Source organism: Streptomyces sp. NPDC006235 (genome assembly GCF_040613735.1).
GTDB lineage: Bacteria > Actinomycetota > Actinomycetes > Streptomycetales > Streptomycetaceae > Streptomyces.
Genome location: NZ_JBEXSR010000016.1, coordinates 138,704 through 164,099 on the forward strand (window position 1 = coordinate 138,704; position 25,396 = coordinate 164,099).

The window sequence follows — 25,396 nt, forward strand, 5'->3', positions numbered from 1 at the left end:
CCCCACCGGCGCCGTGAAGATGGACTCCCAGACCTCACAGGCATCCCAGGCATCCCATCCGCCACAGTCACCTCATACCTTCCAGGTCGACCTGCGTGGTCTGGTGGACCTGCTCTCCCACCACCTCTACTCCAGTCCGAAGGTGTATCTGCGCGAGCTGTTGCAGAACGCCGTGGACGCCATCACCGCCAGGCGCGCGGCGGAACCCGACGCTCCGGCCCGGGTCCGGCTGTCCGCGGACGGCCGCACCCTGCGCGTCGAGGACACCGGGATCGGTCTCACCGAGGCGGACGTGCACGACCTGCTCGCCACGATCGGGCGCAGTTCCAAGCGCGCCGAGGGCCTTCAGGAGGCGCGTTCCGAGTTCCTCGGGCAGTTCGGCATCGGGCTGCTGGCCTGTTTCGTCGTCGCCGAGCGGATCCGGGTGGTCAGCCGCAGCGCCCGTACGCCCGGGGCGCCGCCGGTGGAGTGGACGGCGTCCGACGACGGCTCGTACACCGTGCGGACGCTGCCGGACGCCGAGCACCCCGAGCCGGGCACCACCGTGCATCTGGTGGCCCGGGCGGGGGCGGCCGAGTGGCTCACGCCCGAGCGGGTCGAGGCGCTGGCCCGGGACTTCGGGTCGCTGCTGCCGTACGACGTCCGGGTCGGCGACAAGCCGGTCACCGACCTCCCTGCGCCCTGGGACCGGTCGTATCCGGGCCCGGCCGCCCGCCGCGTCGCCCTCGCCCGGCACTGCCACGAGCTGTTCGGCTTCACCCCGCTGGACACGATCGACCTGTCCGTGCCGCTGGCCGGCGTCCGCGGGGTGGCGTACGTGCTGCCGTCGGCGGTCAGCCCGGCCCAGCGCGCGGGGCACCGCGTCCATCTCAAGGGCATGCTGCTGACCGAGCGGGCCGAACAGCTGCTGCCCGACTGGGCGTTCTTCGTGCGCTGCGTCCTGGACACGGACAGTCTGCGGCCGACGGCGTCGCGTGAGGCGCTGTACGAAGACGAGACGCTGGCCGCCGTACGGGATGCGCTGGGCGAGCGGATCCGGGCCTGGCTGACCGGTCTGGCCGCCGGCGATCCGGAGCGGCTGGCCGCGTTCCTCGCGGTGCACCACCTGGGCGTGAAGTCCCTGGCCCGGCACGACCGGGAGATGCTGCGCACGATGCTGCCGTGGCTGCCCTTCGAGACGACCGACGGGCGGCTGTCGCTGGAGGAGTTCGCGCAGCGGCACCCGGTGGTGCACTTCACGCGGACCGTCGAGGAGTACCGGCAGGTCGCGCCGATCGCGTCCGCGCAGGGCATCGGCGTGATCAACGGCGGCTACACGTACGACAGCGAGCTGGTGGAGGCGCTGCCCTCGGTGCGGCCGGGGACCGTGGTCGCCGAGCTGGACGCGGAGACGGTGACCGCGCACCTGGACGCGGTCGACCCGGCCGAGGAGCTGGCCCTGTCCGGCTTCCTGGCGGCGGCGCGGGCCCGGCTCGACCCGCTGGGCTGCGACGTGGTGCTGCGGGCCTTCCACCCGCTCTCCGTGCCCGCGCTGCACCTCGACGACCGGGACGCCCGGCACGAACAGGCCCGGGCGGACGCCGAGGCGCAGGCCGACGATCTGTGGGCGGGGATCCTCGGCTCCCTGCGCGGCAGCGCTCCCCGCGCGCGTCTGGTGCTCAACCATCTCAACCCGCTGGTGAGGCGGATCAGTTCGCTGCCTCACCCGGAGCTGATCGGCACCGCCACGGAGTCGCTGTACGGGCAGGCGCTGCTGATGGCGCAGCGGCGGCTCAGGCCCGCCGACTCGGCGCTGCTCAACCGGGCGTTCATCGGCCTCCTGGAGTGGGCCACGCACAGCGAGGACGGTCAGCCATGAGTGAGATCACGGACTTCGACGCCCTGCGCCGGGCGATGGCGGAGAACGCCGAGCAGCCGGAGGGCCCGGCCCGCAACGCGCGCGCGGAGGAGCTGCTGGCGGCGGCCGAGAAACTGAACGTCCCGCTCGCCGTGATCGAGGCGCTCGGGCACCAGCTGAAGGTCTACAACTACAGCTCCGAGAAGGGGAAGATGTTCGTCCCCTTCGCGCGTCTGCTGCGCATGTGGGACAAGCGGCCCGAGGACTTCGACGAGTACGAGACCCACTCGCTGCACTGGGTCTTCAAGTGGGTGTCGTCCGGCATGCTCGACCAGCCGCACATCCCGCTCGCGTCGATCGAGAAGTGGCTCGGCGAGATGGAGCACCGCTACCGGCTCGCCGGGCACTCCGAGCGGGCCGTGCGCAGCGCCGAGCACAGCGTGGCCGCGCATGTCGGGGACCTGGCGCGGGCCGAGCGGGCGTATGCCGCATGGCTGGCCGCCGACCGGGACAGCATGGCCGACTGCCACGCCTGCGAACTGCACGGGCAGGGCTGGTGGCAGGCGGAGCAGGGCCGGGACGCCGAGGCCCTGGAGCTGTGGCGGCCGGTGCTGGAGGGCGAGTACGCCTGCGCCCACGAGCCGCACACGGCCCTCGCCTCGTCCCTGGTGCCGCTGCTGCGGCTGGGCCGCCTGGACGAGGCCCGGGCGAACCATCTGCGGGGCTTCCGGCTCGTACGGGCCATGGAGAGCATGCGCGGCGCGTACGCGGAGCACGTGGAGTTCTGCGCGCTGACCGGCAACGAGGCGCGCGGTCTGGAGCTGCTCGCGGAGCGGCCGGCGTACTTCACGGACGACGGGCAGCCGCAGAGCAAGCTGGAGTTCATGAGCGTGGTGGCCCTGCTCATGGACCGTCTGATCGGGCTGGGACTGGGTGACCGGCAGGTGCCCGGTCCGGCCGGCCGCGAGTGGACCGCGCGTGAACTGGCCGCGCACGCGCGTGCGGAGGCCCTCGCGCTGGCGGCCCGCTTCGACGAGCGCAACGGCACGACGTACGTCTCCGAGCGGGCACGCGCGCGGATGGAGCGGCGCCCGCTGGTGGAGCGGCTGCCGCTGGGGGTGCGGTCGGTACGGCCGGTGCCCGTGCCCGCTCCCCCGGTGGTCACGGCCGCCGCGACCGGGCAGCCGGATCTGCCCGCCCTGCTGGCCGAGGCCCGCCGGCTGTCGGACACCCTGCGGCCGGGTGCCGTGGAGGCGTGGGCGGCGGTCGCCGAGGCCGCGCAGGGCGTGGAGCTGGACCCGCGGGACCGCGCCGAGATCGCCGACCACGAGGCGATGGGCCGCGGCCCGGAGGGCACCGCGCTCTTCGAACGGGCCGCGGAGCTGTACGCGGCGGCGGGCGACCCCGGTGAGGCCCTGGCGGCACGCGCGCGTGCGGCGTACGTACGTGCTCTCGCGGGTGACGTGGACGCGGCGCTCGCGGCCGTGTCAGGGTCCTACGACGAGATCCTCGCGCTGTACGCCGCCGGCGACACCGGGATACGCCAGACGGCGTCCGTCCTGATGGCACGGGCCCGGATCCTGCTGCGCCGGGCGCACGAGGCCGGGGAAGGTCTCGCAGAGGGTGGCGCCGAGCGCGACGGCCCGGAGGCGGTTCTCGACGAGGCCGAAGCCGCTGTCCGGGAGGTTCTGGCACTGGTCGACGGGCGGACCGGTCAGGACGTGCGGCTGGCCGCGCGGGGCGCCGAGGCGCAGGCGATGCTCGCCGAGCTGGCCGGACTGGGCGGGGACCTGGGGACGGCCGCGGGGCTGTTCGCGCGGGGCGCGGCGGCGTTCGTCGCGGCGGGACTGCCGTGGTACGCGGTGGAGTACGAGGCCCGGCTGGCCTCCCTGGCCCACCACCTCGGCGACATGGCGGAGGCGGAACGGGCATTGCGGGCGGCCCTGGAGCACGGCGGAGCCCATCTGGAGGCGCCCGGCCGGGCCCAGCTGCACCTCCAGCTCGCCGAGTTGACCGGCGGCCGGGGCGAGGTCGTCGAGGCCGCCCGGCACGCACTGGAGGCCGCGCACTGGGCCGACGAGGGGGGCGAGGGCGCGACACTGGGCGCCTGGGCCCGGCAGCAGCTCGGCGGGTTCCTGCTGCGGCAGGGACGGTGGGCCGAGGCCGCGGAGGTCCTGGAGTCGGCGCTGCCCGACCTGACCGCCGAGACGCACGGCGACGGGGCGGTCGTGCAGACGCAGTGGTGGCTCGGCGACTGCCTGAGCGAACTCGGCGAGCACCGCGCCGCCGCCGAACGGCGTCTCCAGGCCGCCGAGATCGCCCGGCACTGGCCCGAACAGCACGACCACGCGACCCTCGCCCACCTGGCCGGGGAGTCCCTCGGGCAGGCCGGACTCGCCGACGAGGCGGACCGGGCCTACGCACGCGCGGGCGGCCTGTGGCGCGAACTCGGCAACGTCCACGGGCTGGTCCGGGCCCTGCGCGCCCGCGCCTGGCTGGCGTTGCGCACGCAGGACGGCCCCGCAGCGGCCCGCCTGCTCATGGCGGACGCGGTCCGGGAGTGCGAGGCAGCGCGGGACGAGGCGGAAGACGAGGAGTCCCGGCAGCGGTTCGTCGCCGAACTCGGCCACACCCACCGCCAGTTCGGCGACCTGCTGGCCCGGTCCGCCGAGGGCGGCGCGGAGGGCTCGCTCCCGGCCGTGTTCGAGGAGGCGCTGTCCCAACTGCTGCGGTCGGCCGAGGTGTTCGCCACCCTCGGGGACGGCGCCCTGCACAGCCGTACCGGCGCCGAACTCACCGCGGGATGGCTGGAGATCGAGCTGGGCCGTCTCACCGACGCGAGGGCACGCGCGCGTGCGGTGCTGGCGGCATACGACGGTTACGGCGGCGCGGCACCCGAGGGGATGAACGACGACGATGACGGCGAGGCGGTGGGGGCCCGGCGGGCAGAGGCCGAGCACCTGCTCCGCGTCGCGGCGGAGGATCCGGACTGAGTCACCCGGCACCCGCCCTGATCGGCCTACTCCACGCCGATGAGGAGCACGGCCCCCTGCCGTCCGCCCCGGTACACGACCGTGTCGACGGCGAGGTACCCCTCGCGGACCCGGCCCTCCAGATGCTCGGCGATGGTGTCGGGAGCCTCGTCGCCGAGCACCAGGGTGACCATCTCGCCCCCGGCCGCGAGCATGCGGTCCAGGACGGTCCGGGCGGTGGCCGTGACGTCCGAGCCGATCACGGCCACATCACCGTCGATGAGGCCGAGGACGTCGCCGGCCTGGCAGATGCCGGCCATCGTCCAGGCCTGGCGTTCGGCGACGGTGACCTCGGCGTAGCGGGTCGCGCCGGCCGCCGAGGTCATCGACACCACGTCCTCGTCGAAACGGCGCTCCGGCTCGTGCACGGCCAGCGCCGCGATGCCCTGGACCGCCGAGCGGGTCGGGATGAGGGCCACCCGGATCCCCTCGGTACGGGCCTGCTCGGCCGCCGCGGCGGCGGTGTGACGCAGCTCGGCGTCATTGGGCAGCAGCACGACCTCGCGCGCGTGGGCCCGTCGTACGGCCTGCACGAGCTCGCCGCTCGCGGGCGGCTCCCCGGGGCGTGCCAGCACGGTGGTGGCCCCGGCCTCGGCGTACAGCCCGGCCAGGCCCTCGCCGGGCACCACGGCCACGACGGCACGCTGGGCGCGCTCACGGGGAGGCCGCTCGGCGCCGGTGGTGTGCACGTCGCCGGCGGCGAAGTGCGTGATGCGGATGCGGTAGGGCCGCCCGGCCTCGATACCGGCCTCGACCGCGGCGCCCGCGTCGTCGACATGGACGTGGACGTTCCACAGCCCGTCGCCGCCGACCACGACGAGCGAGTCGCCGAGCGCGTCGAGCCGCTCCCGCAGCCGCGCCACGGCGGTGTCCTCGGCCTCCAGGAGGTAGATCACCTCGAAGGCGGGACCGTCCTGGCCGGCCACGGCGGCGGTGTCGGCGCACTCGCCGGGCGGGCTCGCGTCCCCGCCCTCCCACGACGCACCCGCCGTCACCGTCGCCGCCCGGTCCCGCGGCCTCTCCCCCGTGAACGTCTCCACCAGCGCCCCGAGCACCGCCACCAGCCCCCGGCCGCCGGCGTCGACCACCCCGGCGCGTTCCAGGACGGGCAGCTGGCCGGGGGTCGCGGCCAGGGCCGCGCGCGCTCCCTCGTAGGCCGCCCTGGCCACGGTCCCGCAGTCGCCCTCGGCGCCGCAGGACGCGTCGGCCGCGTCGGCGGCGGCCGAGGCGACCGTGAGGACGGTGCCCTCGACGGGGTGGGCCACGGCCTGCCGGGCGGAGTCGGCCGCGTGCCGCAAGGCCAGCCGCAGGCCCTGGCCGTCGGCGTGCGCGGTCTCGCCGTCGCCGTGCGCGGTCTCGCCTCCGGCGAGCCCGGTCTCCTGGTCGGCCAGCACCTGGGACATGCCGCGCAGCAGCTGGGCGAGGATCGTCCCGGAGTTCCCACGGGCCCCGATGAGCGCCCCGTGCGCCATCGCCCGGACCGCGTCGGCCAGCGTCGGCCCCTCGGGGCCCGACCTCGCCGCGTGCCCGGCGAACACGGCCTCGACCGCCGCGACGGCGGACTCCAGGGTCAGATACAGATTGGTGCCGGTGTCCCCGTCCGCCACGGGGTAGACGTTGATCGCGTCGATCTCTTCACGCGCCCGCCCCAGCGTCTCGAGTGCGAGACCGCACCAGGTGCGCACCGCGAGAGCATCGAAGAATGTCTGCGGCACCTGCGCCACCGCGCCTCCCTGAGCTGCTGGACGTGGCACGCAGCGTAGACCCCGGGGCCCTGTCCACCGGAAGTGGGCCGGGAAGGGGCGCGGGCCGACCATGGTAGTTTCACTACACGGGCGCAGTCGTTGTATGCTGCTCCGGTTGCCCGATCGAATCGGGCCATTCCCCTGGCAGCGCCACTCAGATCCTCTGATCCGGATCCCGGCATGCCGGGATCAACCGTAAGTGCATCTGAAGTCTTTGGAGTGACCCGTGGCTGCCAACTGCGACGTCTGCGGCAAGGGGCCGGGCTTCGGCAACAACATCTCGCACTCGCACCGCCGTACGTCCCGTCGCTGGAACCCGAACATCCAGCGTGTGCGTACCGTGGTGGGCGGGACGCCGAAGCGCGTGAACGCTTGCACCTCGTGCATCAAGGCCGGCAAGGTCTCGCGCTGACGCTCAGCTAGCGCGCGGCCACTGCTGGTTCGCTTACAGAGCCGGTCCACCTCAGGTGGACCGGCTCTTTGCCGTGTCCTGATGTTCAAGGCCGTGTCCTGATGGTCAAGAACGCGGTGTCTTGATCTTCAGGAACCGGCCCGGAACCGCCAGCCATGATCCACCGGCCCGATGCCCCCGCCGAGCGCGAACCCGGCCGCGATCGCGCCGGTGACGTACTCCTTGGCCGCCGCCACCGCCTCCGGCACCGAGTCCCCCTTCGCCAGCTGCGACGCGATCGCGGAGGCCAGCGTGCAGCCCGTGCCGTGGGTGTGCCGGTTGTCGTGGCGCGGCGCCCGCAGCCAGTGCTCCTCGGAGCCGTCGGTGAGCAGGTCCACGGCGTCCCCGGACAGGTGACCGCCCTTGATCAGCACCCACCGCGGCCCGTAGCCGAGCACGGCCGCCGCGGCCCGCCGCAGCTGCTCCTCCGACTCGACGCGCACGCCTGTCAGCTGGGCCACCTCGTCGAGGTTCGGCGTGGCGACCGTGGCCACCGGCAACAGCTTCGTACGGACGGAGTCCAGTGCGGACGCGGCGAGCAGGGAGTCGCCGTGCTTGGAGACGCCCACCGGGTCGACGACCGCCGGGGCATCCGTGCCCGCGATCAACTCGGCCACGGTCTCCACGAGTTCGGCGGAGGCCAGCATCCCGGTCTTGACCGCCTGGACGCCGATGTCGTCGACGACACTGCGGTACTGGGCCCGCACGGCCTCCACGGGCAGCTCCCAAGCGCCCTGCACGCCGAGGGAGTTCTGCGCGGTCACCGCCGTCAGGACGCTCATGCCGTGCACGCCGAGGGCGAGCATCGCCTTCAGGTCGGCCTGGATGCCGGCCCCGCCGCCCGAGTCGGAGCCCGCCACCGTGAGGACGTTGGGCCTCATGAGTCCATGTCCCCGAAGTGGTCCCAGCCGCCCTTGCTGGTCCACGGCGCCCCGTCGACCGTCACCTGGGGCAGAGCCGAGGGGTTGAGGACCTCGCCGATGACCTTCCAGCGGGCGGGCAGTTTCACGTCCGGCGGGAAGGTCGCCACGATCGCGTGGTCCTCTCCCCCGGTCAGCACCCACTGCATCGGATCGACGCCGACGGCCTGCCCGATGTCGTTCATCTGGGAGGGGATGTCGATCGCCCCGGAGCGGATGTCGATCCGCACCTTGCTGGCCTCGGCGATGTGCCCCAGGTCCGCGATCAGCCCGTCGCTGACGTCGCACATGGCGGTCGCCCCGAGCCCGGCGGCGGCCGGACCCGCGTGGTAGGGCGGCTCGGGACGCCGGTGGGCCTCCACGAAGGCGCGCGGCGAACGGAACCCGCGCGACAGCACCGCGTACCCGGCCGCCGACCAGCCCAGCCAGCCCGTCACCGCGACGAGGTCGCCGGGCTGTGCGCCCGCCCGCGTCACCGGCTCCTGGTTGCGCAGATCGCCGAGCGCGGTGATCGACACCATGATCGAGTCGCCGCGTACGACGTCGCCGCCGACCACGGCGGCACCGGCCACCTGGCATTCGTCGCGCAGTCCGTCCATCAGCTCGCTCGCCCACGTCACCGGCAGCTCGGCCGGAACGACCAGACCGAGCAGCAGCGCGGTCGGTACGGCGCCCATGGCGGCGATGTCGGCGAGGTTCTGCGCCGCCGCCTTGCGGCCCACGTCGTAGGCCGTCGACCAGTCCCGGCGGAAGTGCCGGCCCTCCACCAGGATGTCCGTACTGGCCACGACCCGGCGGTCGGGCGCGGCCACCACGGCGGCGTCGTCGCCGGGGCCGACCCGCACCGCCGGGGTGGTGGTCAGACGGGAGGTGAGCTCCCTGATGAGCCCGAACTCACCGAGCTCACCAACAGTGCCCTTCATTGCCCTTTCTCCCCTTCTGTCCCTGTCCGTACCCGGTCGCGAGGCCTCTCGGTCCTCGCTACGGTCGAAGTGACCGTCACGTTCTGCCGGACCCGCACCCCGGCGCGCAAGACCCGGTCCCCGCAGGTCTCCCCGCGGCGAGCGGCGACGCGATACCGTGGCGTTCCTTTTCCCCACATGATCCTCGTGGCCGCCCTGGAGGTTCCGTGGTACAGGCGTACATCCTGATCCAGACGGAGGTCGGCAAGGCGTCGACCGTCGCAGAGACGATCAGCAAGATTCCTGGGGTCATCCAGGCCGAGGACGTCACAGGACCCTACGACGTGATCGTGCGGGCCCAGGCCGACACCGTCGACGACCTCGGACGCATGGTGGTCGCCAAGGTCCAGCAAGTGGACGGCATCACCCGCACTCTGACCTGCCCGGTCGTCCATCTGTAGCCCCCGTCTACCCTGTGCCGGTGAACTCTTTCCGTCACCGGCACCGTTCTGTGTTCCGTGTCTTCTTCCGCCTGCCCGCTCTCGCGCTGTTGATCACTGCCGCGGGCTGCTCCTCGGCAGACGACAGCGCGTCGGCGGCGGTTCCCAGTCCGGACGCGAAGGTCACGGAACTGTGCCGGAACCTGGACAAGGTACTGCCCGCGAAGGTGGACGGGGAGCGTCGCGAGGATCCCGAGCCCGCGTCGGCGCTGACGGCGGGCTGGGGCAGCCCGGCGATCATACTTCGCTGCGGTGTGCCGCAGCCGCCCGAGATGGTCGATCCGAAGGTGGCGTCCGGACAGGATCCGGACGCGGTCGCCGGCGGTGTGAACGGGGTCGACTGGCTGATGGAGAAGCAGGACGACGGGGGGTACCGGTTCACCTCGGCGAACCGTGAGGCCTACGTCGAGGTGGCCGTCCCGGAGGGCGTGGACAGCTCGGGGGCTCTCATCGATCTGGCTCCGGCTGTGAAAAAGGCGATCCCCGAGGGGATCGCCTCCTGAGAGCCTCTCGCGTCGGTCAGCGCAGGCCCGTGGAGCGGCGAAGCGCCGCCTGCACCAGCAGGTCCACCAGCTCCGGGTAGCTCACCCCGCTCGCCTGCCACATCTGCGGGTACATCGAGATGGGCGTGAAGCCGGGCATCGTGTTGATCTCGTTGATCACGAACTCGCCGTCCTCGGTGAGGAAGAAGTCCGCGCGGACCAGCCCCTCGCAGGACGCCGCCTCGAAGGCGTCGACCGCCAGGCGCTGCACCCGAGCCGTCTCCTCCGGCGTCAGGGGCGCCGGGACGATCCCCGGCGTCGAGTCGATGTACTTGGCCTCGAAGTCGTAGTACGCGTGCGCCTCGGGAGAGGGGATCTCGGCGGGGGCGGAGGCCCGGGGGCCGTCCTCGAACTCCAGGACGCCGCACTCGATCTCGCGGCCCCGCAGCGCGGCCTCCACGAGGATCTTCGGGTCGTGCCGCTGGGCCTCGGCGATCGCCTCGTCCAGGCCGGAGAGGTCGTCGACCTTGGTGATGCCGATCGACGAACCGGCGCGCGCGGGCTTCACGAACAGCGGCCAGCCGTGCTCGCCGGCGAAGTCGACGATCTTCTTGCGGGCGCCCGGCTCGTCCTGCTGCCACTCGCGGGGCCTGATCACCAGGTACGGGCCCACCTTCAGCCCGAACGAGGTGAACACCCGCTTCATGTACTCCTTGTCCTGGCCGACGGCCGAGGCGAGCACACCGGAACCGACGTACGGGACGCCGGAGAGCTCCAGGAGGCCCTGGAGGGTGCCGTCCTCGCCGTAGGGGCCGTGCAGCACCGGGAAGACCACGTCGACCTCGCCGAGCGCCTTGGGGACCGATCCCGGCTCGCTGTAGACGACTTCGCGGCTGGCCGGGTCGACCGGGAGGATGACTCCGCCCTCGGCGGACTCGGCGAGCAGGTCGACGCTCGGCTGGCGCCGGTCGACGATCGCCATCCGCTCCGGTTCGTCCGCCGTGAGCGCCCAACGGCCGTCCTGGGTGATGCCGATCGGCAGGACGTCGTACTTCGTCCGGTCGATGGCCTTGAGGACGGCGCCGGCCGTGACCACGGAGATCCCGTGTTCGGAGCTGCGCCCGCCGAACACAACGGCCACACGCGGCTTGCGAGGCGGCTGCTCGGGGCTCTGGGGGAGGTTCTCGGTGCTCATATCGCGTTGAGAGTACCCGTTGGTAGGGCCGGGATACAGCGCCCGCGAATCCGCGTCGCTCAGCGTCGTTCCGGCTTCGCGCTGCGCGACATCAGCTCCTTGAGGGCCACCACCGGAGGCTTGCCCTCGTGCACGATGCCGACGACCGTCTCGGTGATGGGCATGTCGACGCCGTGCCGCCGGGCCAGATCCAGCACCGACTCGCAGGACTTGACGCCCTCGGCGGTCTGCTTGGTGACCGCGATGGTCTCCTGGAGGGTCATGCCCTTGCCGAGGTTGGTGCCGAAGGTGTGGTTGCGGGACAGCGGCGAGGAGCAGGTGGCCACCAGGTCGCCCAGGCCCGCGAGTCCGGAGAAGGTCAGCGGGTCGGCGCCGAGCGCCATGCCGAGCCGGGTGGTCTCGGCGAGGCCGCGGGTGATGAGCGAGCCCTTGGCGTTGTCGCCGAGGCCCATGCCGTCCGCGATGCCGACGGCCAAGCCGATGACGTTCTTGACCGCACCGCCGAGTTCACAGCCGACGACGTCGGTGTTGGTGTACGGGCGGAAGTACGGCGTGTGGCAGGCGGCCTGGAGCCGCTGGGCGACCGCCTCGTCGGTGCAGGCGACCACGGCGGCGGCCGGCATCCGCGCGGCGATCTCGCGGGCCAGGTTGGGTCCGGTCACCACCGCGATGCGGTCCGGGCCGACCTTGGCGACGTCGTCGATGACCTCGCTCATCCGCATCGCGGAGCCGAGTTCGACGCCCTTCATCAGCGACACGAGGACCGTGCCGGGGGCCAGCAGCGGCGCCCAGTCGGCGAGGTTGCCGCGCAGGGTCTGCGAGGGGACCGACAGGACCGTGAAGTCGGCGTCCGCGGCGGCTTGTGCGGGGTCCGTGGTGGCCCGGACGTTCTCCGGGAGCTCGACGCCCGGGAAGTAGTCGGGGTTGGTGCGGGTGGAGTTGATCGCCTCCACGACCTGAGGGCGGCGCCCCCACAGGGTGACCTCGCACCCGGCGTCGGCGAGCACCATGCCGAAGGCCGTGCCCCACGAACCGGCGCTCAGGACCGCCGCCTTGACCGGCTTGCTCACTTGCCCAGCCCCTCTTCCGTTGCCGACTGTGCCGAGGGCGCCGACTGCACCGGCGACGCCGCCTGCTGCCCGCCCCGCTGTGTCTGCGCCTGGGTGCGGCGCCGCTGTTCGATCCGCTCCCGGCGCGGGTCGTAGGGCGTCTCGGGCGCCTTCTCGCCGCGGATCTCCTCCAGCTGGCGGGTGATGGCCGCCATGATGACCTCGGTGGCCTCCTTCAGGACGTCCGCGGTCATCTCCCGGTCGTAGAACCGTGTGAGGTCCACCGGCGGCCCGGCGAGCACGTGGTGCGTCTTGCGCGGCAGGAGGTGCGGCTTCTTCGCGTACGGCGGCAGCAACTCGTTGCAGCCCCACTGGGCGACGGGAATCACCGGGCACTTGGTCTGCAGGGCGACGCGCGCGGCCCCGGTCTTGCCGGTCATCGGCCAGCCCGCCGGGTCGCGGGTGAGGGTGCCCTCGGGATAGAAGGCGACGCATTCCCCGCGGTCCACGGCGTCGATGGCGGCCCGGAAGGCGCTCAGCGCGTCCGTGCTCTCGCGGTAGACGGGGATCTGCCCGGTGCCGCGCATCGCGGCACCGACGAATCCCTTCTTGAAAAGCCCGCTCTTCGCGAGGAATCGCGGGACGCGCCCGGTGTTGTATTGAAAGTGCGCGTAAGCGAAGGGGTCGATGTGCGAATTGTGGTTCACCGCGGTGATAAATCCACCCTCGGCCGGAATGTGCTCCATTCCGCGCCAGTCCCGCCTGAGCAGAACCACCAGCGGCGGTTTGCAGATCACCGCGGCGAAGCGGTACCAGAAGCCGATTCTGCGGCGGGGCACGCGGACACCTTCCTCTAGGGCCTGAAGCGGGGGCCTCGGGGGGCCGCACAAGTGTCGCCCCAGGCCGCCGGTCTGTCGAGAACACCGTACGCCCCGACACGCCGGGCACCGGCGGCCCCGGGTGACAATGACCGCGACAAGAGAGGGACGGGACATCTGTGCAGTGGACCTTGGTCGTACCCCTGAAGCCCCTGGCCCAGGCCAAGAGCAGACTCGCGGACACCGCGGACGACGGGCTGCGGCCGGACCTGGCGCTGGCCTTCGCCCAGGACACGGTGGCGGCCGCGCTGGCCTGCCCGGCGGTGCGGGATGTGGCAGTCGTCACGGACGACGCCCGGGCCGGCCGCGAGCTGGCCGCACTGGGCGCGGCGATCATCCCCGACGAGCCGGGAAGCGGCCTCAACGCCGCCCTCGCACACGCGGCGGGGGCCGTCCGCTCCGCACGTCCCGAAAGTCCGGTGGCCGCGCTGAACGCCGATCTGCCGGCGCTGCGCCCGCCGGAATTGGCGCGGGTACTCGACGCCGCCGCTGAATTCCCGCGCGCTTTTCTCCCGGATGCGGCCGCAATCGGTACGACTCTGCTGGCCGCCACCCCGGGCCGGCCATTGTTCCCGGCTTTCGGTATCGATTCCCGGGCCAGGCACCGCGCGTCCGGGGCCGTGGAACTGTCCCTCACCGCCGTGGATTCCGTACGCCAGGACGTGGACACCGGCACCGACCTGCGCACCGCGCTGGCCCTGGGGGTCGGCCCTCATACGGCCGCGGCCGCCGCGCGGTTGCTGATACCCGGGCAGTAGGCTGCGGCCATGCAGGCGACCGCGTACACGTACGACCCCGAAAGCCGCAGCGGGCAGGTGCTCCTGGACGACGGCACCCCGGTGCCCTTCGACGCGGCGGCGTTCGACGCGGGCGGCTTGAGGCTGCTGCGTCCGGGACAGCGGGTGCGGATCGAGGTGGAGGGCGCGAAGGAGGACCTGCGGATCACCCTGGTGACCCTCCAGACCCTCTGAACCCCCTGAACCCCCCTGCCCACTCGCTGAACACACCGCGGGCCGGACTCCGTACGGAGTCCGGCCCGGCGCGTGAGTGCCCCAGCGCCCTTACTTCTTGCGGGCGGTGGTCTTCTTCGCGGTGGTCTTGCGCGCCGTCGACTTCTTGGCGGGCGCCTTCTTGGCGGTCGCCTTCTTCGCCGGTGCCTTCTTGGCGGTGGTCTTCTTCGCGGCGGTGGTCTTGGCCGTCGTGGTCTTGGCCGGGGCCTTCTTCGCCGTGGTCTTCTTCGTGGCCGCCGTCTTGGTGGTGGCCTTCTTCGCAGGAGCCTTCTTCGCCGTGGTCTTCTTCGCGGCGGCCGTCTTGGCGGTCGCCTTCTTCGCGGCGGCCTTCTTGACCGTCGCGCCGGCGCCGCCGGTCAGGCTGCCCTTCGGAGCCTTCTTGACGGAGACCTCGCCACCACGCGGCAGCTTCTTCGAGCCGCTGACCAGGTCCTTGAAGCCCTGGCCCGCACGGAAGCGCGGAACGGAGGTCTTCTTGACCCGAACCCGCTCGCCCGTCTGGGGGTTACGGGCGTAGCGGGCCGGACGGTCGACCTTCTCGAAGGAACCGAAACCGGTGACGGAAACCCTCTCACCAGCGACGACCGCGCGGACGATGGCGTCCAGTACATGGTCGACAGCATCGGCGGCCTGCTGTCGGCCGCCCATCTTGTCGGCAATCGCTTCTACGAGCTGCGCCTTGTTCACGTCTTCCCCTTCGGAGACATCGCCAGAACGAAAGTGTTCAAGCTTTTTCGCACGTTAGGCAGATATATACCGCAAATCAAACACGAAACGGGCTTATCACCCTTGTGCCGCAACGAACTCGGCGGTGTTGTCCGGTTCAGCGTTCCTCGTCGGGGAGACGTCCCTCGTCGAGGTCCGCGGTGAACCGATCCAGCCGCCTTGCCGCGTCGGCGAGATCGTGCTTGGCCGCGGCCGTAATGACCAGCAGCTTCCGGGTCAGCGCCATCCGTACGCCCTCCGGGACTTGCAGTGCGCGCACTTTTGCGTGCGCTTCCTTGAGTTGGTCCGCGACTGCCGCATAGAGCTCGAGTTGGCCGTCGTGTTCCATGCACAGATTGTGCCATCTGGGGCGAGTTGTCGCCTGCGCAGGGGACAACTACCGCCTCAAACGGCCTTCCGGGCACACACGGAGGTCACGGCTGTACCACTCGCGTACCCCAACAACCACCGGCATAACGTGGGAAGTTGAGTGGCCGCCTCAGCGGGGGCAGGGCCGTTCGGGTGCAGAAACGGCTGTACCCCCGATCGGGCTGATCGGGGGTACAGAGGGGTGTTGCGGTGGCCGAAAGTCGCCTTGTTCAGAGGCGGTGGACCGTGCTCCAGGTCAGACCGGGAGCGTCCGCGGCTTGAACGACGGTCGCTTCGCCTCGTACGCGGCGATGTCCGCCTCGTTCTGCAGGGTGATCGAGATGTCGTCGAGGCCGTTCAGCAGCCGCCAGCGGGCGTTCTCGTCCAGCTCGAAGGAGGCGGTGATGCCCTCGGCGCGGACCTCGCGGGCGACCAGGTCGACGGTGATCTCGGCCTGCGGGTCCTTCTCGGTGAGCTCCCACAGCGCGTCCACGATCTTCTGCTCCAGGACGACCGTGAGCAGGCCGTTCTTGAGCGAGTTGCCGCGGAAGATGTCGGCGAAGCGGGAGGAGATCACGGCCTTGAAGCCGAAGTTCTGCAGCGCCCAGACGGCGTGCTCGCGCGAGGAGCCGGTGCCGAAGTCCGGGCCGGCGACCAGGACGGTCGCGCCCTGGCGCTCGGGCTGGTTGAGCACGAACGACGCGTCCTTGCGCCAGGCCTCGAACAGCCCGTCCTCGAACCCGTCGCGCGTGACCTTCTTGAGCCAGTGGGCGGGGATGATCTGGTCGGTGTCGACGTTGCTGCGGCGCAGCGGCACGGCCCGGCCGGTGTGGGTGGTGAAGGCTTCCATGATTCTCAGACTCCAGCGGGCGTACGGGTGTCGGCGGCGGCCAGGTCGGCCGGGGAGGCCAGGTGGCCAAGGACGGCGGTGGCGGCCGCGACCTGCGGCGACACCAGGTGCGTCCGGCCGCCCTTGCCCTGCCGGCCCTCGAAGTTGCGGTTGGAGGTGGACGCGGAGCGCTCACCCGGGGCCAGCTGGTCGGGGTTCATGCCCAGACACATCGAGCAGCCCGCGTGCCGCCACTCGGCGCCGGCGTCCTTGAAGACGACGTCCAGACCCTCGGAGACGGCCTGGAGACCGACCCGCGCGGAGCCCGGCACGACCAGCATCCGTACGCCGTCGGCGACTTTGCGGCCCTTGATCAGCTCGGCCGCGGCGCGCAGATCCTCGATGCGGCCGTTGGTGCAGGAGCCTACGAAGACGGTGTCCACCTTGATGGAGCGCAGCGGCTGACCGGCCTCCAACCCCATGTACTCCAGGGCCTTTTCGGCGGCGTAGCGCTCCGATGCGTCTTCGTACGAAGCAGGGTCGGGGACGGACGCCGAAAGCGGCGCGCCCTGGCCGGGGTTGGTGCCCCAGGTGACGAACGGCGACAGCTCGGCGGCCTCGATGACGACCTCGGCGTCGAACTCGGCGTCCTCGTCGGTCCTGAGCGTCTTCCAGTACTCGACGGCCGCGTCCCAGTCAGCGCCCTCGGGGGCGTGCGAGCGGCCCTTGAGGTACGCGAAGGTGGTCTCGTCCGGGGCGATCATGCCCGCGCGGGCGCCGGCCTCGATCGACATGTTGCAGATGGTCATGCGCGCTTCCATCGAGAGCTTCTCGATGGCCTCGCCGCGGTACTCCAGGACGTAGCCCTGGCCGCCGCCGGTGCCGATCTTCGCGATGATCGCCAGGATCAGGTCCTTGGCGGTGACGCCCTCGGGCAGTTCGCCGTTGACCGTGATCGCCATGGTCTTCGGGCGGGACATCGGCAGCGTCTGGGTGGCCAGCACGTGCTCCACCTGGGAGGTGCCGATGCCGAACGCCAGCGCGCCGAAGGCGCCGTGCGTGGAGGTGTGGGAGTCGCCGCAGACGACGGTCATGCCGGGCTGAGTCAGGCCCAGCTGCGGGCCGACCACGTGCACGACGCCCTGCTCGACGTCGCCCAGCGGGTGCAGCCGCACGCCGAAGTCGGCGGCGTTCTTGCGCAGCGTCTCCAGCTGGATCCGGGAGACCGGGTCCGCGATCGGCTTGTCGATGTCGAGGGTGGGGGTGTTGTGGTCCTCGGTCGCGATGGTGAGGTCGAGGCGACGGACCTTGCGGCCGCTCTTGCGCAGGCCGTCGAAGGCCTGCGGGCTGGTCACCTCGTGCAGCAGGTGCAGATCGATGAAGAGAAGGTCGGGCTCGCCCTCCGCGCGCCGGACGACATGGTCGTCCCAGACTTTCTCCGCGAGTGTCCTACCCATCGCTGTTCCCTCCGGCCGACGACGATCCGCCGACCCAACTAGAGATCTTGAGGAGGCGGGCCCGCGCCCCTGCGTTTCCGGGCAACCGCCGCCAGGCCCGTACGTCACGGGCCGCTGTGACTTCGTGTCTTCCAGAGTGGCGGGTTCCACGAGAATTTGAACTTGCGTTTCACAGAGTGAGACGCGAGTATCGTTTCATGGACAACAGTAGCGGCGTCGGCGTTCTGGACAAGGCGGCCCTCGTCCTGAGCGCTCTGGAGTCCGGTCCGGCCACCCTCGCGGGCCTGGTCGGTGCCACCGGACTGGCACGACCCACGGCCCACCGCCTGGCCGTGGCGCTGGAACACCACCGCATGGTGGCGCGCGACATGCAGGGCCGTTTCATTCTCGGTCCTCGTCTGGCAGAACTGGCCGCGGCCGCGGGTGAGGACCGTCTCCTCGCCACCGCAGGCCCGGTGCTCACCCACCTCCGTGACGTCACGGGCGAGAGCGCGCAGCTCTACCGCCGCCAGGGCGACATGCGCATCTGCGTGGCGGCGGCGGAGCGCCTGTCCGGACTGCGGGACACCGTCCCGGTCGGTTCGACGCTCACGATGAAGGCCGGCTCCTCGGCGCAGATCCTGCTGGCCTGGGAGGAGCCGGAGCGGCTGCACCGCGGCCTGCAGGGCGCGCGCTTCACGGCGACGGCCCTGTCGGGCGTACGTCGCCGGGGCTGGGCCCAGTCGATCGGCGAGCGCGAGCCGGGAGTCGCGTCGGTCTCCGCGCCGGTGCGGGGCCCTTCCAACCGTGTGGTCGCCGCGGTGTCGGTGTCCGGGCCGATCGAGCGGTTGACTCGGCACCCGGGCAGGATGCATGCGCAGGCTGTGATCGATGCGGCGGGGCGCCTCTCCGAGGCGTTGCGGCGCACCGGCTGAACCAACGGGTGTTCTCGGGGAGGGTCGGCCTCAACGCCGCGGCAGGCTTTCCCCGACCAGGCGCCGTGACAGGGGCGGTTTCGTCGTCGAGTGCCGGTCAGTAGTGGTTGCTCGCGCAGTTCCCCGCGCCCCTAAAAGCCAAGAAGGGCCCTCCACCGAAGTGGAGGGCCCTTCTCGCACGTACCCCCGACCGGATTCGAACCGGCGCTACCGCCTTGAGAGGGCGGCGTGCTAGGCCGCTACACAACGGGGGCGTGGACTCTGCGTTTCCGCAGGTCCGAGCTGGTCTACCTGGACTCGAACCAAGACTAACTGAACCAGAATCAGTCGTGCTGCCAATTACACCATAGACCAATGTGGTTTAGACCAGTCAGTACCCCCGACCGGATTCGAACCGGCGCTACCGCCTTGAGAGGGCGGCGTGCTAGGCCGCTACACAACGGGGGCCCTAGCAGTCCCGAGATGATCGTCGATCTTTCGGAACCGTACCCCCGACCGGATTCGAACCGGCGCTACTGCCTTGAGAGGGCAGCGTGCTAGGCCGCTACACAACGGGGGCTTGCGGATCGGAATCCGCTGGTGCAGATGAGCTCTGCGAGCTGGCCTACCTGGACTCGAACCAAGACTAACTGAACCAGAATCAGTCGTGCTGCCAATTACACCATAGGCCACTGGAACGCAAGCCCCCTGGGGGGATCTTGTTCTAGTACTGCGCCTGGGGTTCCTGCCTTCCGGCCCGCTCCCCGCGGCGCAGGAAGAACATTACCCGAAGGTGGACGGGGCTCCAAAACGAGTATCCGCGCCGAGCAGCGACGGCAGTTCGGCGAGGGAGGCGATGCGGTGCGGCCCGACCGGCGGGTCGATCGTGGCGTACGCGCCCCCGCGGTCGATCCACACCGACAGCAGCCCGGCGTCGGCGGCGCCCCGCCCGTCGATCTCCGGGTGGTCCCCGACATAGGCGACCTGGTGCGGTGGCAGGGCGAGGGCCTCGCAGGCCGCGAGGAACGCCCCGGCCTCGGGTTTGGAGACGCCGAGCTCGGCCGCGCACAGGATGCTCTCGAAGCGGTCGTGGACGCCGAGGACGCGCAGTTTGCGGTCCTGGACGGGGAGGCTTGAGTTGGACAGCACGGCGTGCCGGTGGCTGGCGGCGAGGGCGTCGAGGACGGGCAGGACGTCCGGGAAGAGGGCCCAGACCGCCTCGTAGTGGGCGCGGTACCGCTTGAACCACGCGTCGGCCTCGTCGTCGGTGAGGTTCTGGCCGACGAACACCCGGACGCGGTCGCGCCGCTGGTCCTCGAACGTGGCCTCACCGGCCGCGAAGCGCGCCCATTGCAGGTCGGTGATCTCCCGCCAGCGGGTGAGGGCCTGCTCGACGGTGTCGTACTCGTCGAGCAGCCCCTCGGCCGCCAGGTGGGCACGCATGCCGAGGCGGTCGGCGGTGGTGTAGTCGAAGAGGGTGTCGTCGACGTCCCAGACCACGGCGAGGATGCTCATGGTCGGACCGTACCCGCTGCGCGGCCTTCTCAGCCCAGGGCGAACCGGGGCCCGGCCCCCCGCGGTGACGTGGGTACGGAAGGCGGAAGGCGGCGTCCGAACCGGACGCCGCCCTCGCCGTGCGGGTACCGCGCGTTACGCGGCCAGCTTCGCCAGCGCCGCGTCGATGCGCGTCAGGGTCTTCTCCTTGCCCAGGACTTCCAGCGACTCGAAGAGCGGCAGGCCGACCGTGCGGCCGGTGACGGCGACGCGGACCGGGGCCTGGGCCTTGCCGAGCTTGAGGCCGTGGGCCTCGCCGGCGGCCAGCACGGCCTCCTTCAGCGACTCGGCGGAGGTCCAGTCGGCGGCCTCCAGCTTCTCGCGGGCCGTGCGCAGCAGGGCGTCCGAGCCCTCCTTCATGGCCTTGTTCCAGGAGGCCTCGTCCTCCACCGGCTCCGACAGGAACAGGAAGTCGACGTTGTCGGTGATCTCGGAGAGCACCTTGAGGCGGGTCTGGGCGTGCGGTGCGATGGCCTGCCACTTGGCCTCGTCGAAGGCCTCCGGTGCCCAGGGGGCGAACGGCGCCTGGAGCCACGGGCGGCAGCGCTCGGTGAAGTCCTTCACGTCGAGCATGCGGATGTGGTCGCCGTTGATCGCCTCGCACTTCTTGAGGTCGAAGCGGGCCGGGTTGGGGTTGACGTCCGCGATGTCGAAGGCCGCGATCATCTCGTCGATCGTGAAGACGTCCTGGTCGGCCGAGAGGGACCAGCCGAGCAGCGAGAGGTAGTTGAGCAGGCCCTCGGGGAGGAAGCCGCGCTCCCGGTAGAGGTTGAGGGACGACTGCGGGTCGCGCTTGGAGAGCTTCTTGTTGCCCTCGCCCATCACGTACGGCAGGTGGCCGAAGGCGGGGATCCGCTTGGCGATGCCCAGCTCGATCAGCGCCTTGTACAGGGCGATCTGGCGCGGGGTGGAGGAGAGCAGGTCCTCGCCGCGCAGGACGTGGGTGATCTCCATCAGGGCGTCGTCGACCGGGTTGACCAGCGTGTAGAGCGGGGCGCCGTTGGCGCGGACGATGCCGTAGTCCGGGACGTTCTCCGGGGTGAAGGTCAGCTCGCCGCGGACCAGGTCGGTGAAGGTGATCGTCTCGTCGGGCATGCGGAAGCGGACGATCGGCTCCCTGCCCTGGGCCTGGTACTCCTCGACCTGGGCGCCGGTCAGCTCACGGCAGTGGCCGTCGTAGCCGGAGGGCTTGCCGGCGGCGCGGGCGGCCTCGCGGCGGGTGTCCAGCTCCTCCTGGGAGCAGTAGCAGCGGTAGGCGTGGCCGGCGTCCAGGAGCTTGGCCGCGACGTCCTTGTACAGGTCCATGCGCTGCGACTGGCGGTACGGCGCGTGCGGGCCGCCGACCTCGGGGCCCTCGTCCCAGTCGAAGCCCAGCCAGCGCATCGAGTCGAGCAGCTGGGTGTACGACTCCTCCGAGTCGCGGGCCGCGTCGGTGTCCTCGATGCGGAAGACCAGGGTGCCCTGGTGATGCTTGGCGAACGCCCAGTTGAACAGGGCGGTGCGCACCAGGCCCACGTGGGGGTTACCGGTGGGCGACGGGCAGAAACGGACGCGTACGGGAGTGCCGGGTGCGCTAGCCACGCTTGACAACCTTGTTGGTGAGAGTGCCGATGCCTTCGATGGTGACGGCGACCTCGTCGCCGACGTTGAGGGGGCCGACCCCAGCCGGGGTGCCCGTGAGGATCACGTCGCCGGGGAGCAGCGTCATGGCCTCGGAGATGTTGACGATCAGGTCCTCGATGGAGTGGATCATCTCGCTGGTGCGGCCCAGCTGGCGCTGCTGGCCGTTGACCGTGAGCTGGATGGTGAGGTCGGCCGGGTCCAGGTCGGTCTCCACCCAGGGGCCGAGCGGGCAGGACGTGTCGAAGCCCTTGGCCCGGGCCCACTGCTTCTCGCGCTTCTGGACGTCACGGGCGGTGATGTCGTTGGCGCAGGTGTAGCCGAAGATCACGTCCTTGACGCGCTCGCGCGGGACCTCGCGGCACATCCGGCCGATGACCACGGCCAGCTCGGCCTCGTGGTGCACCTCCGCGGAGAAGGAGGGGTACTGGATCTCGTCGCCGGGGCCGATCACCGAGGTGGACGGCTTGAAGAAGGCGAAGGGGGCCTGTGGGACCTCGTTGCCCAGTTCCTTCGCGTGCTCGGCGTAGTTGCGGCCGAAGGCCACGACCTTGTTGGGGAGCACCGGCGGCAGCAGCCTGACCTTGCCGACCGGCACCTTCGTGCCGGAGAGCTCGAAGTCCGCGAACGGGATGCCCTTGATGATGTCCAGGACGAGCTCGTCCTGCTTCTCGCCCTCGATGGCGCCGAAGGCGACGTTCCCGTCGATGGAGAATCTGGCGATGCGCACGGGATGCTTGGCCCCTTGACTGAAGCGGCTGGAGTTGACGCTCCAGGCTAACGCGGGGAGGGGTCCGCGCCGCGCGCATTGAGCAGGGGCGCCACCGTCGCCGGCGGCGCCCCTCGATGTTCTCGTCCCGCCGCCTTGAGCATCCGGCGGCCGGTGCGCGTAATACCCGGTGTCACTCCGCGGCAGCGGCGGCCGCGACGGGGACCTCGGTGAGGATGGTGCGTTTGGGGTTGGCGGTCTGGGTGGGGAGTTCGACGCGGTGCTCCTGCTGTTCCGGCGTCTGCAGTTCGTCGGCGTCGTCCAGGTGCGCCAGCGTCGTGCGTCGCGGGTTGGCGATCTTGTGGAACATCGTCGTCGTCTTCACTGTTTACTTGACCCTGTTCTGTGACGGGCGCGGGGAGGGCACGTAGGACCCTCGCCCAGGCGCGGGTTGTCGGTTTTGCCAACTCTGTAAAGCGTCAGGCTAAACATGGGATTCCCGGCGTAATCGCGAGGAGACCGTGATCAGCATGTGAGTTTCCTCACGACTCAGGCGGCGAATCGGTCAATTCGGGCTCGCACTCCACCCCATCGAAACGGACATTGGCTCACTGAAGCACTCATTCCGCTGCTGATCATGGCGACTGGGACACCCGTTGCGCCTCGGCGACTCGCGGGCATACGTCCGAAATAGGTGAACTCACTTTCTACGTCCGGTGATTCGGCACTCACGTGGTGTCACCTATGTCACGGCATGGCCTACGAGCCTTGTTGGAGATCCTGTGCTGTGCTGGAATGCCACGGACCGCCGCAGGATCGAGCCGGCGCACAGGGGGCGCACAGACGCGCCGAGTGGCGGCCAGAAGGGGGAGCCAGCGCCGGTCACTCAAGACCACCACGGGGGCGTACTCAGGGCGTCCCCAGAACGCCGACACCGTGCCCCGCCGTTCACACGATGGGGCGCCTGGTCCAGAGGTTGCGACGCTAGTGCAGGGACGTTTCAAGAGGGATGGCAGCGCTTCGGCGGAGCCGGAGCCGCACGGCGGGACCGACCGAGGTCCCTCGGCCCAGCACGCCCAGAACCAGGGCCCGGCGGGTGACGGCGGGGAGCGCCCCGGGCGCCCCGGTGCGTCGGCCCCCACGGGGCCCGCGAGCCCGGCTCCGGCCCTGAAGCCGCCGGCGGGCCCGGCAGGCCCCGGCCCGCGAATAGCCCTGCGCAACTGGCGCATCTCCACCCGTCTGGTGTCGCTGCTCGCGCTCCCGGTGGTCGCGGCCACCTCGCTCGGCGCGCTGCGCATCAACCAGTCCATGGACGACATCCAGCAGCTCGACAATATGAAGCTGCTGACGGACATGACCAAGCAGGCCACCGAGCTGTCCGCCGCCCTCCAGGAGGAGCGCGACCAGTCGGCCGGCCCGCTGGCGCACGGCGGCAAGGCCACCGACTTCACGGTCAAGGGCCTGCGGGAGAAGACCGACCGGGCGAGGAAGAACTTCCTCGACAGCTCCGAGCAGATCGACAGCGCCAGCAAGGACGGCAACCTCAAGGGCGTCCGCGAGTACCTCATCCAGCTCGCCGGCGAGCTGGGCGACCTGGAGCAGATCCGCAAGGGCGCCTACGCCTCCGAGGACAACTCCACGCAGACGATCGAGGCGTACCACCGTCTGATCGAGAACCTGATCGACCTCTCCCAGGACATGGCCGAGGCGACCAGCAACCCGGACATGATCCAGCGCACCCGGGCCCTGGCGGCGTTCAGCTCCGCCAAGGAGTACTCCTCGATCCAGCGGGCGGCCCTCGCGGCGGCACTGCCCGCGAGCAACACCACGACCGGCAAGCTCTCGCCGAACGACCGGCTCTACGCCGAGTCGGCCCTGGAGAGCCAGAAGTCCGAGATCCGCAGCTTCAAGAGCATCTACGGCGAGGACTCCGCCGCCGAGCTGCTCAAGCCCATCGAGGACGGCGGCAACTCCACGATCAAGGCCACCGACACCTACGCGGGTCGGGCCCTGGTCTCCGCGAGCGGACTCGCCCAGCAGGACAAGCGGTCCTACCGCGACTGGCTGGACGACAGCTCCACCAAGATCCAGCAGATGAAGAACATCGAGCACACGCTGCTCGAGGAGATGGAACAGAAGGCCCGCGAGCTGCGCAGCGCCACCGAGCGCGACGCGATCATCTCCGGTGCGCTGATCCTCATCGTGCTCGGTGTGTCGCTGGTCGGCGCGTTCGTCGTGGCCCGCTCCATGATCCGCTCGCTGCGCCGTCTGGAGGAGACCGCGACCAGGGTCGCCTCCGACCGGCTGCCCGAGCTGGTCAAGCAGCTGTCCGAGTCCGACCCGCAGGACGTCGACACGTCCGTGGAGTCGGTCGGTGTGCACTCCCGGGACGAGATCGGCCGGGTGGCCGCGGCCTTCGACGACGTGCACCGCGAGGCGGTCCGCCTCGCCGCCGAGCAGGCCCTGCTGCGGGGCAACGTCAACGCGATGTTCACCAACCTCTCGCGCCGCTCCCAGGGCCTCATCCAGCGCCAGCTGTCGCTCATCTCCGAACTGGAGTCCCGCGAGGCCGACCCGGACCAGCTGTCCTCGCTGTTCAAGCTCGACCACCTCGCCACGCGCATGCGCCGTAACGGTGAGAACCTCCTCGTCCTCGCCGGTGAGGAGCCCGGCCGCCGCTGGACCCGCCCGGTCCCGCTGGTCGACGTGCTCCGCGCCGCCGCGTCCGAGGTGGAGCAGTACGAGCGCATCGAGCTGGCCTCCGTGCCGACCACCGAAGTGGCCGGCCGGGTCGTCAACGACCTCGTGCACCTGCTCGCCGAGCTGCTGGAGAACGCGACCTCGTTCTCCTCGCCGCAGACCAAGGTCAAGGTCACCGGTCACGCCCTGCCCGACGGCCGGGTGCTGATCGAGATCCACGACACCGGTATCGGTCTGTCGCCGGAGGACCTCGCCGCGATCAACGAGCGGCTCGCCTCTCCCCCGACGGTGGACGTCTCCGTCTCCCGCCGCATGGGTCTGTTCGTGGTCGGCCGGCTGTCCCAGCGGCACGGCATCCGCATCCAGCTGCGCCCGTCCGACTCCGGTGGCACGACCGCGCTGGTCATGCTGCCCGTCGATGTCGCCCAAGGCGGCAGGAAGCCCCAGCCCAAGCAGGGTGGTCAGCCCCGCTGGTCGCCGATCTGGCGCCGGAGGGGATGGCCGGGCAGTACAACTCCGCGTTCGCCCTGGTCAAGCAGCTGGCGCTGGCCGTCGGGCC

23 protein-coding genes and 5 tRNA genes are annotated in these 25,396 nt (G+C 71.1%); 9 read left to right on the top strand and 19 right to left on the bottom strand.

The features are described from left to right. Nucleotides 1-19 precede the first annotated feature (19 nt). Both ABZ192_RS20705 and ABZ192_RS20710 read left to right on the top strand, forming a co-directional pair. Nucleotides 20-1,858, top strand: coding sequence for an HSP90 family protein (locus ABZ192_RS20705; RefSeq protein WP_356925927.1), 1,839 nt, complete (start codon nt 20-22; stop codon nt 1,856-1,858). After that, nucleotides 1,855-4,830, top strand: a complete 2,976-nt coding sequence (locus ABZ192_RS20710) for a tetratricopeptide repeat protein (protein WP_356925906.1) — start codon at nt 1,855-1,857, stop codon at nt 4,828-4,830. The genes ABZ192_RS20705 and ABZ192_RS20710 overlap by 4 nt, the downstream gene beginning before the upstream one ends. A 26-nt stretch (nt 4,831-4,856) precedes the next feature. Here ABZ192_RS20710 and ABZ192_RS20715 read toward each other — a convergent pair whose 3' ends face one another. Next, a complete protein-coding gene (locus ABZ192_RS20715) occupies nt 4,857-6,593 on the bottom strand; it encodes a DAK2 domain-containing protein (RefSeq protein WP_356925907.1) in 1,737 nt (578 codons plus the stop codon). 247 nt (nt 6,594-6,840) lie between these two features. Between ABZ192_RS20715 and rpmB the strand changes: the two genes are divergently transcribed. Continuing rightward, on the top strand, nt 6,841-7,026 hold the full coding sequence (gene rpmB / locus ABZ192_RS20720; protein WP_003993230.1) for a 50S ribosomal protein L28: 186 nt from the start codon (nt 6,841-6,843) through the stop codon (nt 7,024-7,026). A gap of 128 nt (nt 7,027-7,154) precedes the next feature. On the opposite strand, the gene thiD is transcribed toward rpmB, so the two are convergent. Both thiD and ABZ192_RS20730 read right to left on the bottom strand, forming a co-directional pair. Next, nucleotides 7,155-7,946: a bifunctional hydroxymethylpyrimidine kinase/phosphomethylpyrimidine kinase gene (thiD, locus tag ABZ192_RS20725; RefSeq protein ID WP_356925908.1), complete on the bottom strand. Its 792-nt coding sequence runs from the start codon at nt 7,944-7,946 to the stop codon at nt 7,155-7,157. Further along, the gene (locus ABZ192_RS20730; RefSeq protein WP_020270061.1) at nt 7,943-8,908 is read right to left on the bottom strand and encodes a thiamine-phosphate kinase; all 966 of its coding nucleotides are present in this window, start codon (nt 8,906-8,908) and stop codon (nt 7,943-7,945) included. The genes thiD and ABZ192_RS20730 overlap by 4 nt, the downstream gene beginning before the upstream one ends. Before the next feature lie 206 nt (nt 8,909-9,114). On the opposite strand from ABZ192_RS20730, the gene ABZ192_RS20735 reads away from it, so the two are divergent. Beyond that, on the top strand, nt 9,115-9,348 hold the full coding sequence (locus ABZ192_RS20735) for an Lrp/AsnC ligand binding domain-containing protein (protein WP_003997603.1): 234 nt from the start codon (nt 9,115-9,117) through the stop codon (nt 9,346-9,348). A 20-nt stretch (nt 9,349-9,368) separates the two neighbouring features. Beyond that, nucleotides 9,369-9,890, top strand: coding sequence for a DUF3515 domain-containing protein (locus ABZ192_RS20740; RefSeq protein WP_356925909.1), 522 nt, complete (start codon nt 9,369-9,371; stop codon nt 9,888-9,890). Nucleotides 9,891-9,906: 16 nt separating this feature from the next. On the opposite strand, the gene ABZ192_RS20745 is transcribed toward ABZ192_RS20740, so the two are convergent. Genes ABZ192_RS20745 through ABZ192_RS20755 form a run of 3 tightly spaced genes read right to left on the bottom strand, consistent with a single transcriptional unit; the run spans nt 9,907 to nt 12,952 of the window. Beyond that, nucleotides 9,907-11,064, bottom strand: a complete 1,158-nt coding sequence (locus ABZ192_RS20745) for a D-alanine--D-alanine ligase family protein (protein WP_356925910.1) — start codon at nt 11,062-11,064, stop codon at nt 9,907-9,909. A 59-nt stretch (nt 11,065-11,123) separates the two neighbouring features. After that, a complete protein-coding gene (locus tag ABZ192_RS20750; RefSeq protein ID WP_356925911.1) occupies nt 11,124-12,134 on the bottom strand; it encodes an NAD(P)H-dependent glycerol-3-phosphate dehydrogenase in 1,011 nt (336 codons plus the stop codon). Next, nucleotides 12,131-12,952, bottom strand: coding sequence for a 1-acyl-sn-glycerol-3-phosphate acyltransferase (locus ABZ192_RS20755; RefSeq protein ID WP_356925912.1), 822 nt, complete (start codon nt 12,950-12,952; stop codon nt 12,131-12,133). The genes ABZ192_RS20750 and ABZ192_RS20755 overlap by 4 nt, the downstream gene beginning before the upstream one ends. A gap of 158 nt (nt 12,953-13,110) precedes the next feature. Between ABZ192_RS20755 and cofC the strand changes: the two genes are divergently transcribed. Then, a complete protein-coding gene (gene cofC / locus ABZ192_RS20760; protein ID WP_356925913.1) occupies nt 13,111-13,749 on the top strand; it encodes a 2-phospho-L-lactate guanylyltransferase in 639 nt (212 codons plus the stop codon). Between the two features lie 9 nt (nt 13,750-13,758). Further along, nucleotides 13,759-13,962 (top strand): hypothetical protein, encoded by a 204-nt coding sequence (locus ABZ192_RS20765; protein ID WP_010044574.1) that lies wholly within the window; start codon nt 13,759-13,761, stop codon nt 13,960-13,962. Nucleotides 13,963-14,052: 90 nt separating this feature from the next. Here ABZ192_RS20765 and ABZ192_RS20770 read toward each other — a convergent pair whose 3' ends face one another. The 4 genes from ABZ192_RS20770 to leuC all read right to left on the bottom strand — a co-directional run bounded on the left by ABZ192_RS20770 (nt 14,053) and on the right by leuC (nt 17,361). Then, nucleotides 14,053-14,688, bottom strand: coding sequence for an HU family DNA-binding protein (locus ABZ192_RS20770; protein ID WP_356925914.1), 636 nt, complete (start codon nt 14,686-14,688; stop codon nt 14,053-14,055). A 136-nt stretch (nt 14,689-14,824) separates the two neighbouring features. Beyond that, nucleotides 14,825-15,055 carry a hypothetical protein gene (locus ABZ192_RS20775; RefSeq protein WP_356925915.1) on the bottom strand — a complete coding sequence of 77 codons (231 nt, stop codon included), beginning with the start codon at nt 15,053-15,055 and terminating at the stop codon, nt 14,825-14,827. Between the two features lie 276 nt (nt 15,056-15,331). Then, entirely contained in the window at nt 15,332-15,925 is a 594-nt protein-coding gene (gene leuD / locus ABZ192_RS20780; protein WP_059421950.1) for a 3-isopropylmalate dehydratase small subunit, read from the bottom strand. A 5-nt stretch (nt 15,926-15,930) separates the two neighbouring features. Continuing rightward, nucleotides 15,931-17,361, bottom strand: coding sequence for a 3-isopropylmalate dehydratase large subunit (gene leuC, locus ABZ192_RS20785; protein ID WP_356925916.1), 1,431 nt, complete (start codon nt 17,359-17,361; stop codon nt 15,931-15,933). A 197-nt stretch (nt 17,362-17,558) separates the two neighbouring features. Here leuC and ndgR point away from each other — a divergent pair, with 197 nt between their 5' ends. Next, nucleotides 17,559-18,275, top strand: a complete 717-nt coding sequence (gene ndgR, locus ABZ192_RS20790; protein ID WP_010044585.1) for an IclR family transcriptional regulator NdgR — start codon at nt 17,559-17,561, stop codon at nt 18,273-18,275. Nucleotides 18,276-18,456: 181 nt separating this feature from the next. Here ndgR and ABZ192_RS20795 read toward each other — a convergent pair. The 9 genes from ABZ192_RS20795 to ABZ192_RS20835 form a co-directional block, all read right to left on the bottom strand. Further along, nucleotides 18,457-18,529, bottom strand: a tRNA-Glu gene (locus tag ABZ192_RS20795). Between the two features lie 28 nt (nt 18,530-18,557). Next, nucleotides 18,558-18,629, bottom strand: a tRNA-Gln gene (locus ABZ192_RS20800). A gap of 20 nt (nt 18,630-18,649) precedes the next feature. Further along, a tRNA-Glu gene (locus ABZ192_RS20805) sits at nt 18,650-18,722 on the bottom strand. Nucleotides 18,723-18,761: 39 nt separating this feature from the next. Continuing rightward, nucleotides 18,762-18,834, bottom strand: a tRNA-Glu gene (locus ABZ192_RS20810). A gap of 40 nt (nt 18,835-18,874) precedes the next feature. Beyond that, a tRNA-Gln gene (locus tag ABZ192_RS20815) sits at nt 18,875-18,946 on the bottom strand. Between the two features lie 91 nt (nt 18,947-19,037). Then, entirely contained in the window at nt 19,038-19,769 is a 732-nt protein-coding gene (locus ABZ192_RS20820) for an HAD family hydrolase (protein WP_356925917.1), read from the bottom strand. 135 nt (nt 19,770-19,904) lie between these two features. Beyond that, on the bottom strand, nt 19,905-21,389 hold the full coding sequence (gene gltX / locus ABZ192_RS20825) for a glutamate--tRNA ligase (RefSeq protein ID WP_356925918.1): 1,485 nt from the start codon (nt 21,387-21,389) through the stop codon (nt 19,905-19,907). Further along, nucleotides 21,382-22,158 carry a fumarylacetoacetate hydrolase family protein gene (locus tag ABZ192_RS20830; RefSeq protein ID WP_020270048.1) on the bottom strand — a complete coding sequence of 259 codons (777 nt, stop codon included), beginning with the start codon at nt 22,156-22,158 and terminating at the stop codon, nt 21,382-21,384. Before ABZ192_RS20830 ends, gltX begins: the two co-directional genes overlap by 8 nt. Nucleotides 22,159-22,330: 172 nt before the next feature. Next, complete coding sequence (locus ABZ192_RS20835; protein ID WP_356925928.1) at nt 22,331-22,522, bottom strand: hypothetical protein; 192 nt, start codon at nt 22,520-22,522, stop codon at nt 22,331-22,333. Nucleotides 22,523-23,124: 602 nt separating this feature from the next. Here ABZ192_RS20835 and ABZ192_RS20840 point away from each other — a divergent pair. Beyond that, a partial coding sequence (locus ABZ192_RS20840; RefSeq protein ID WP_356925919.1) for a nitrate- and nitrite sensing domain-containing protein occupies nt 23,125-25,396 on the top strand: 2,272 nt, incomplete at its 3' end.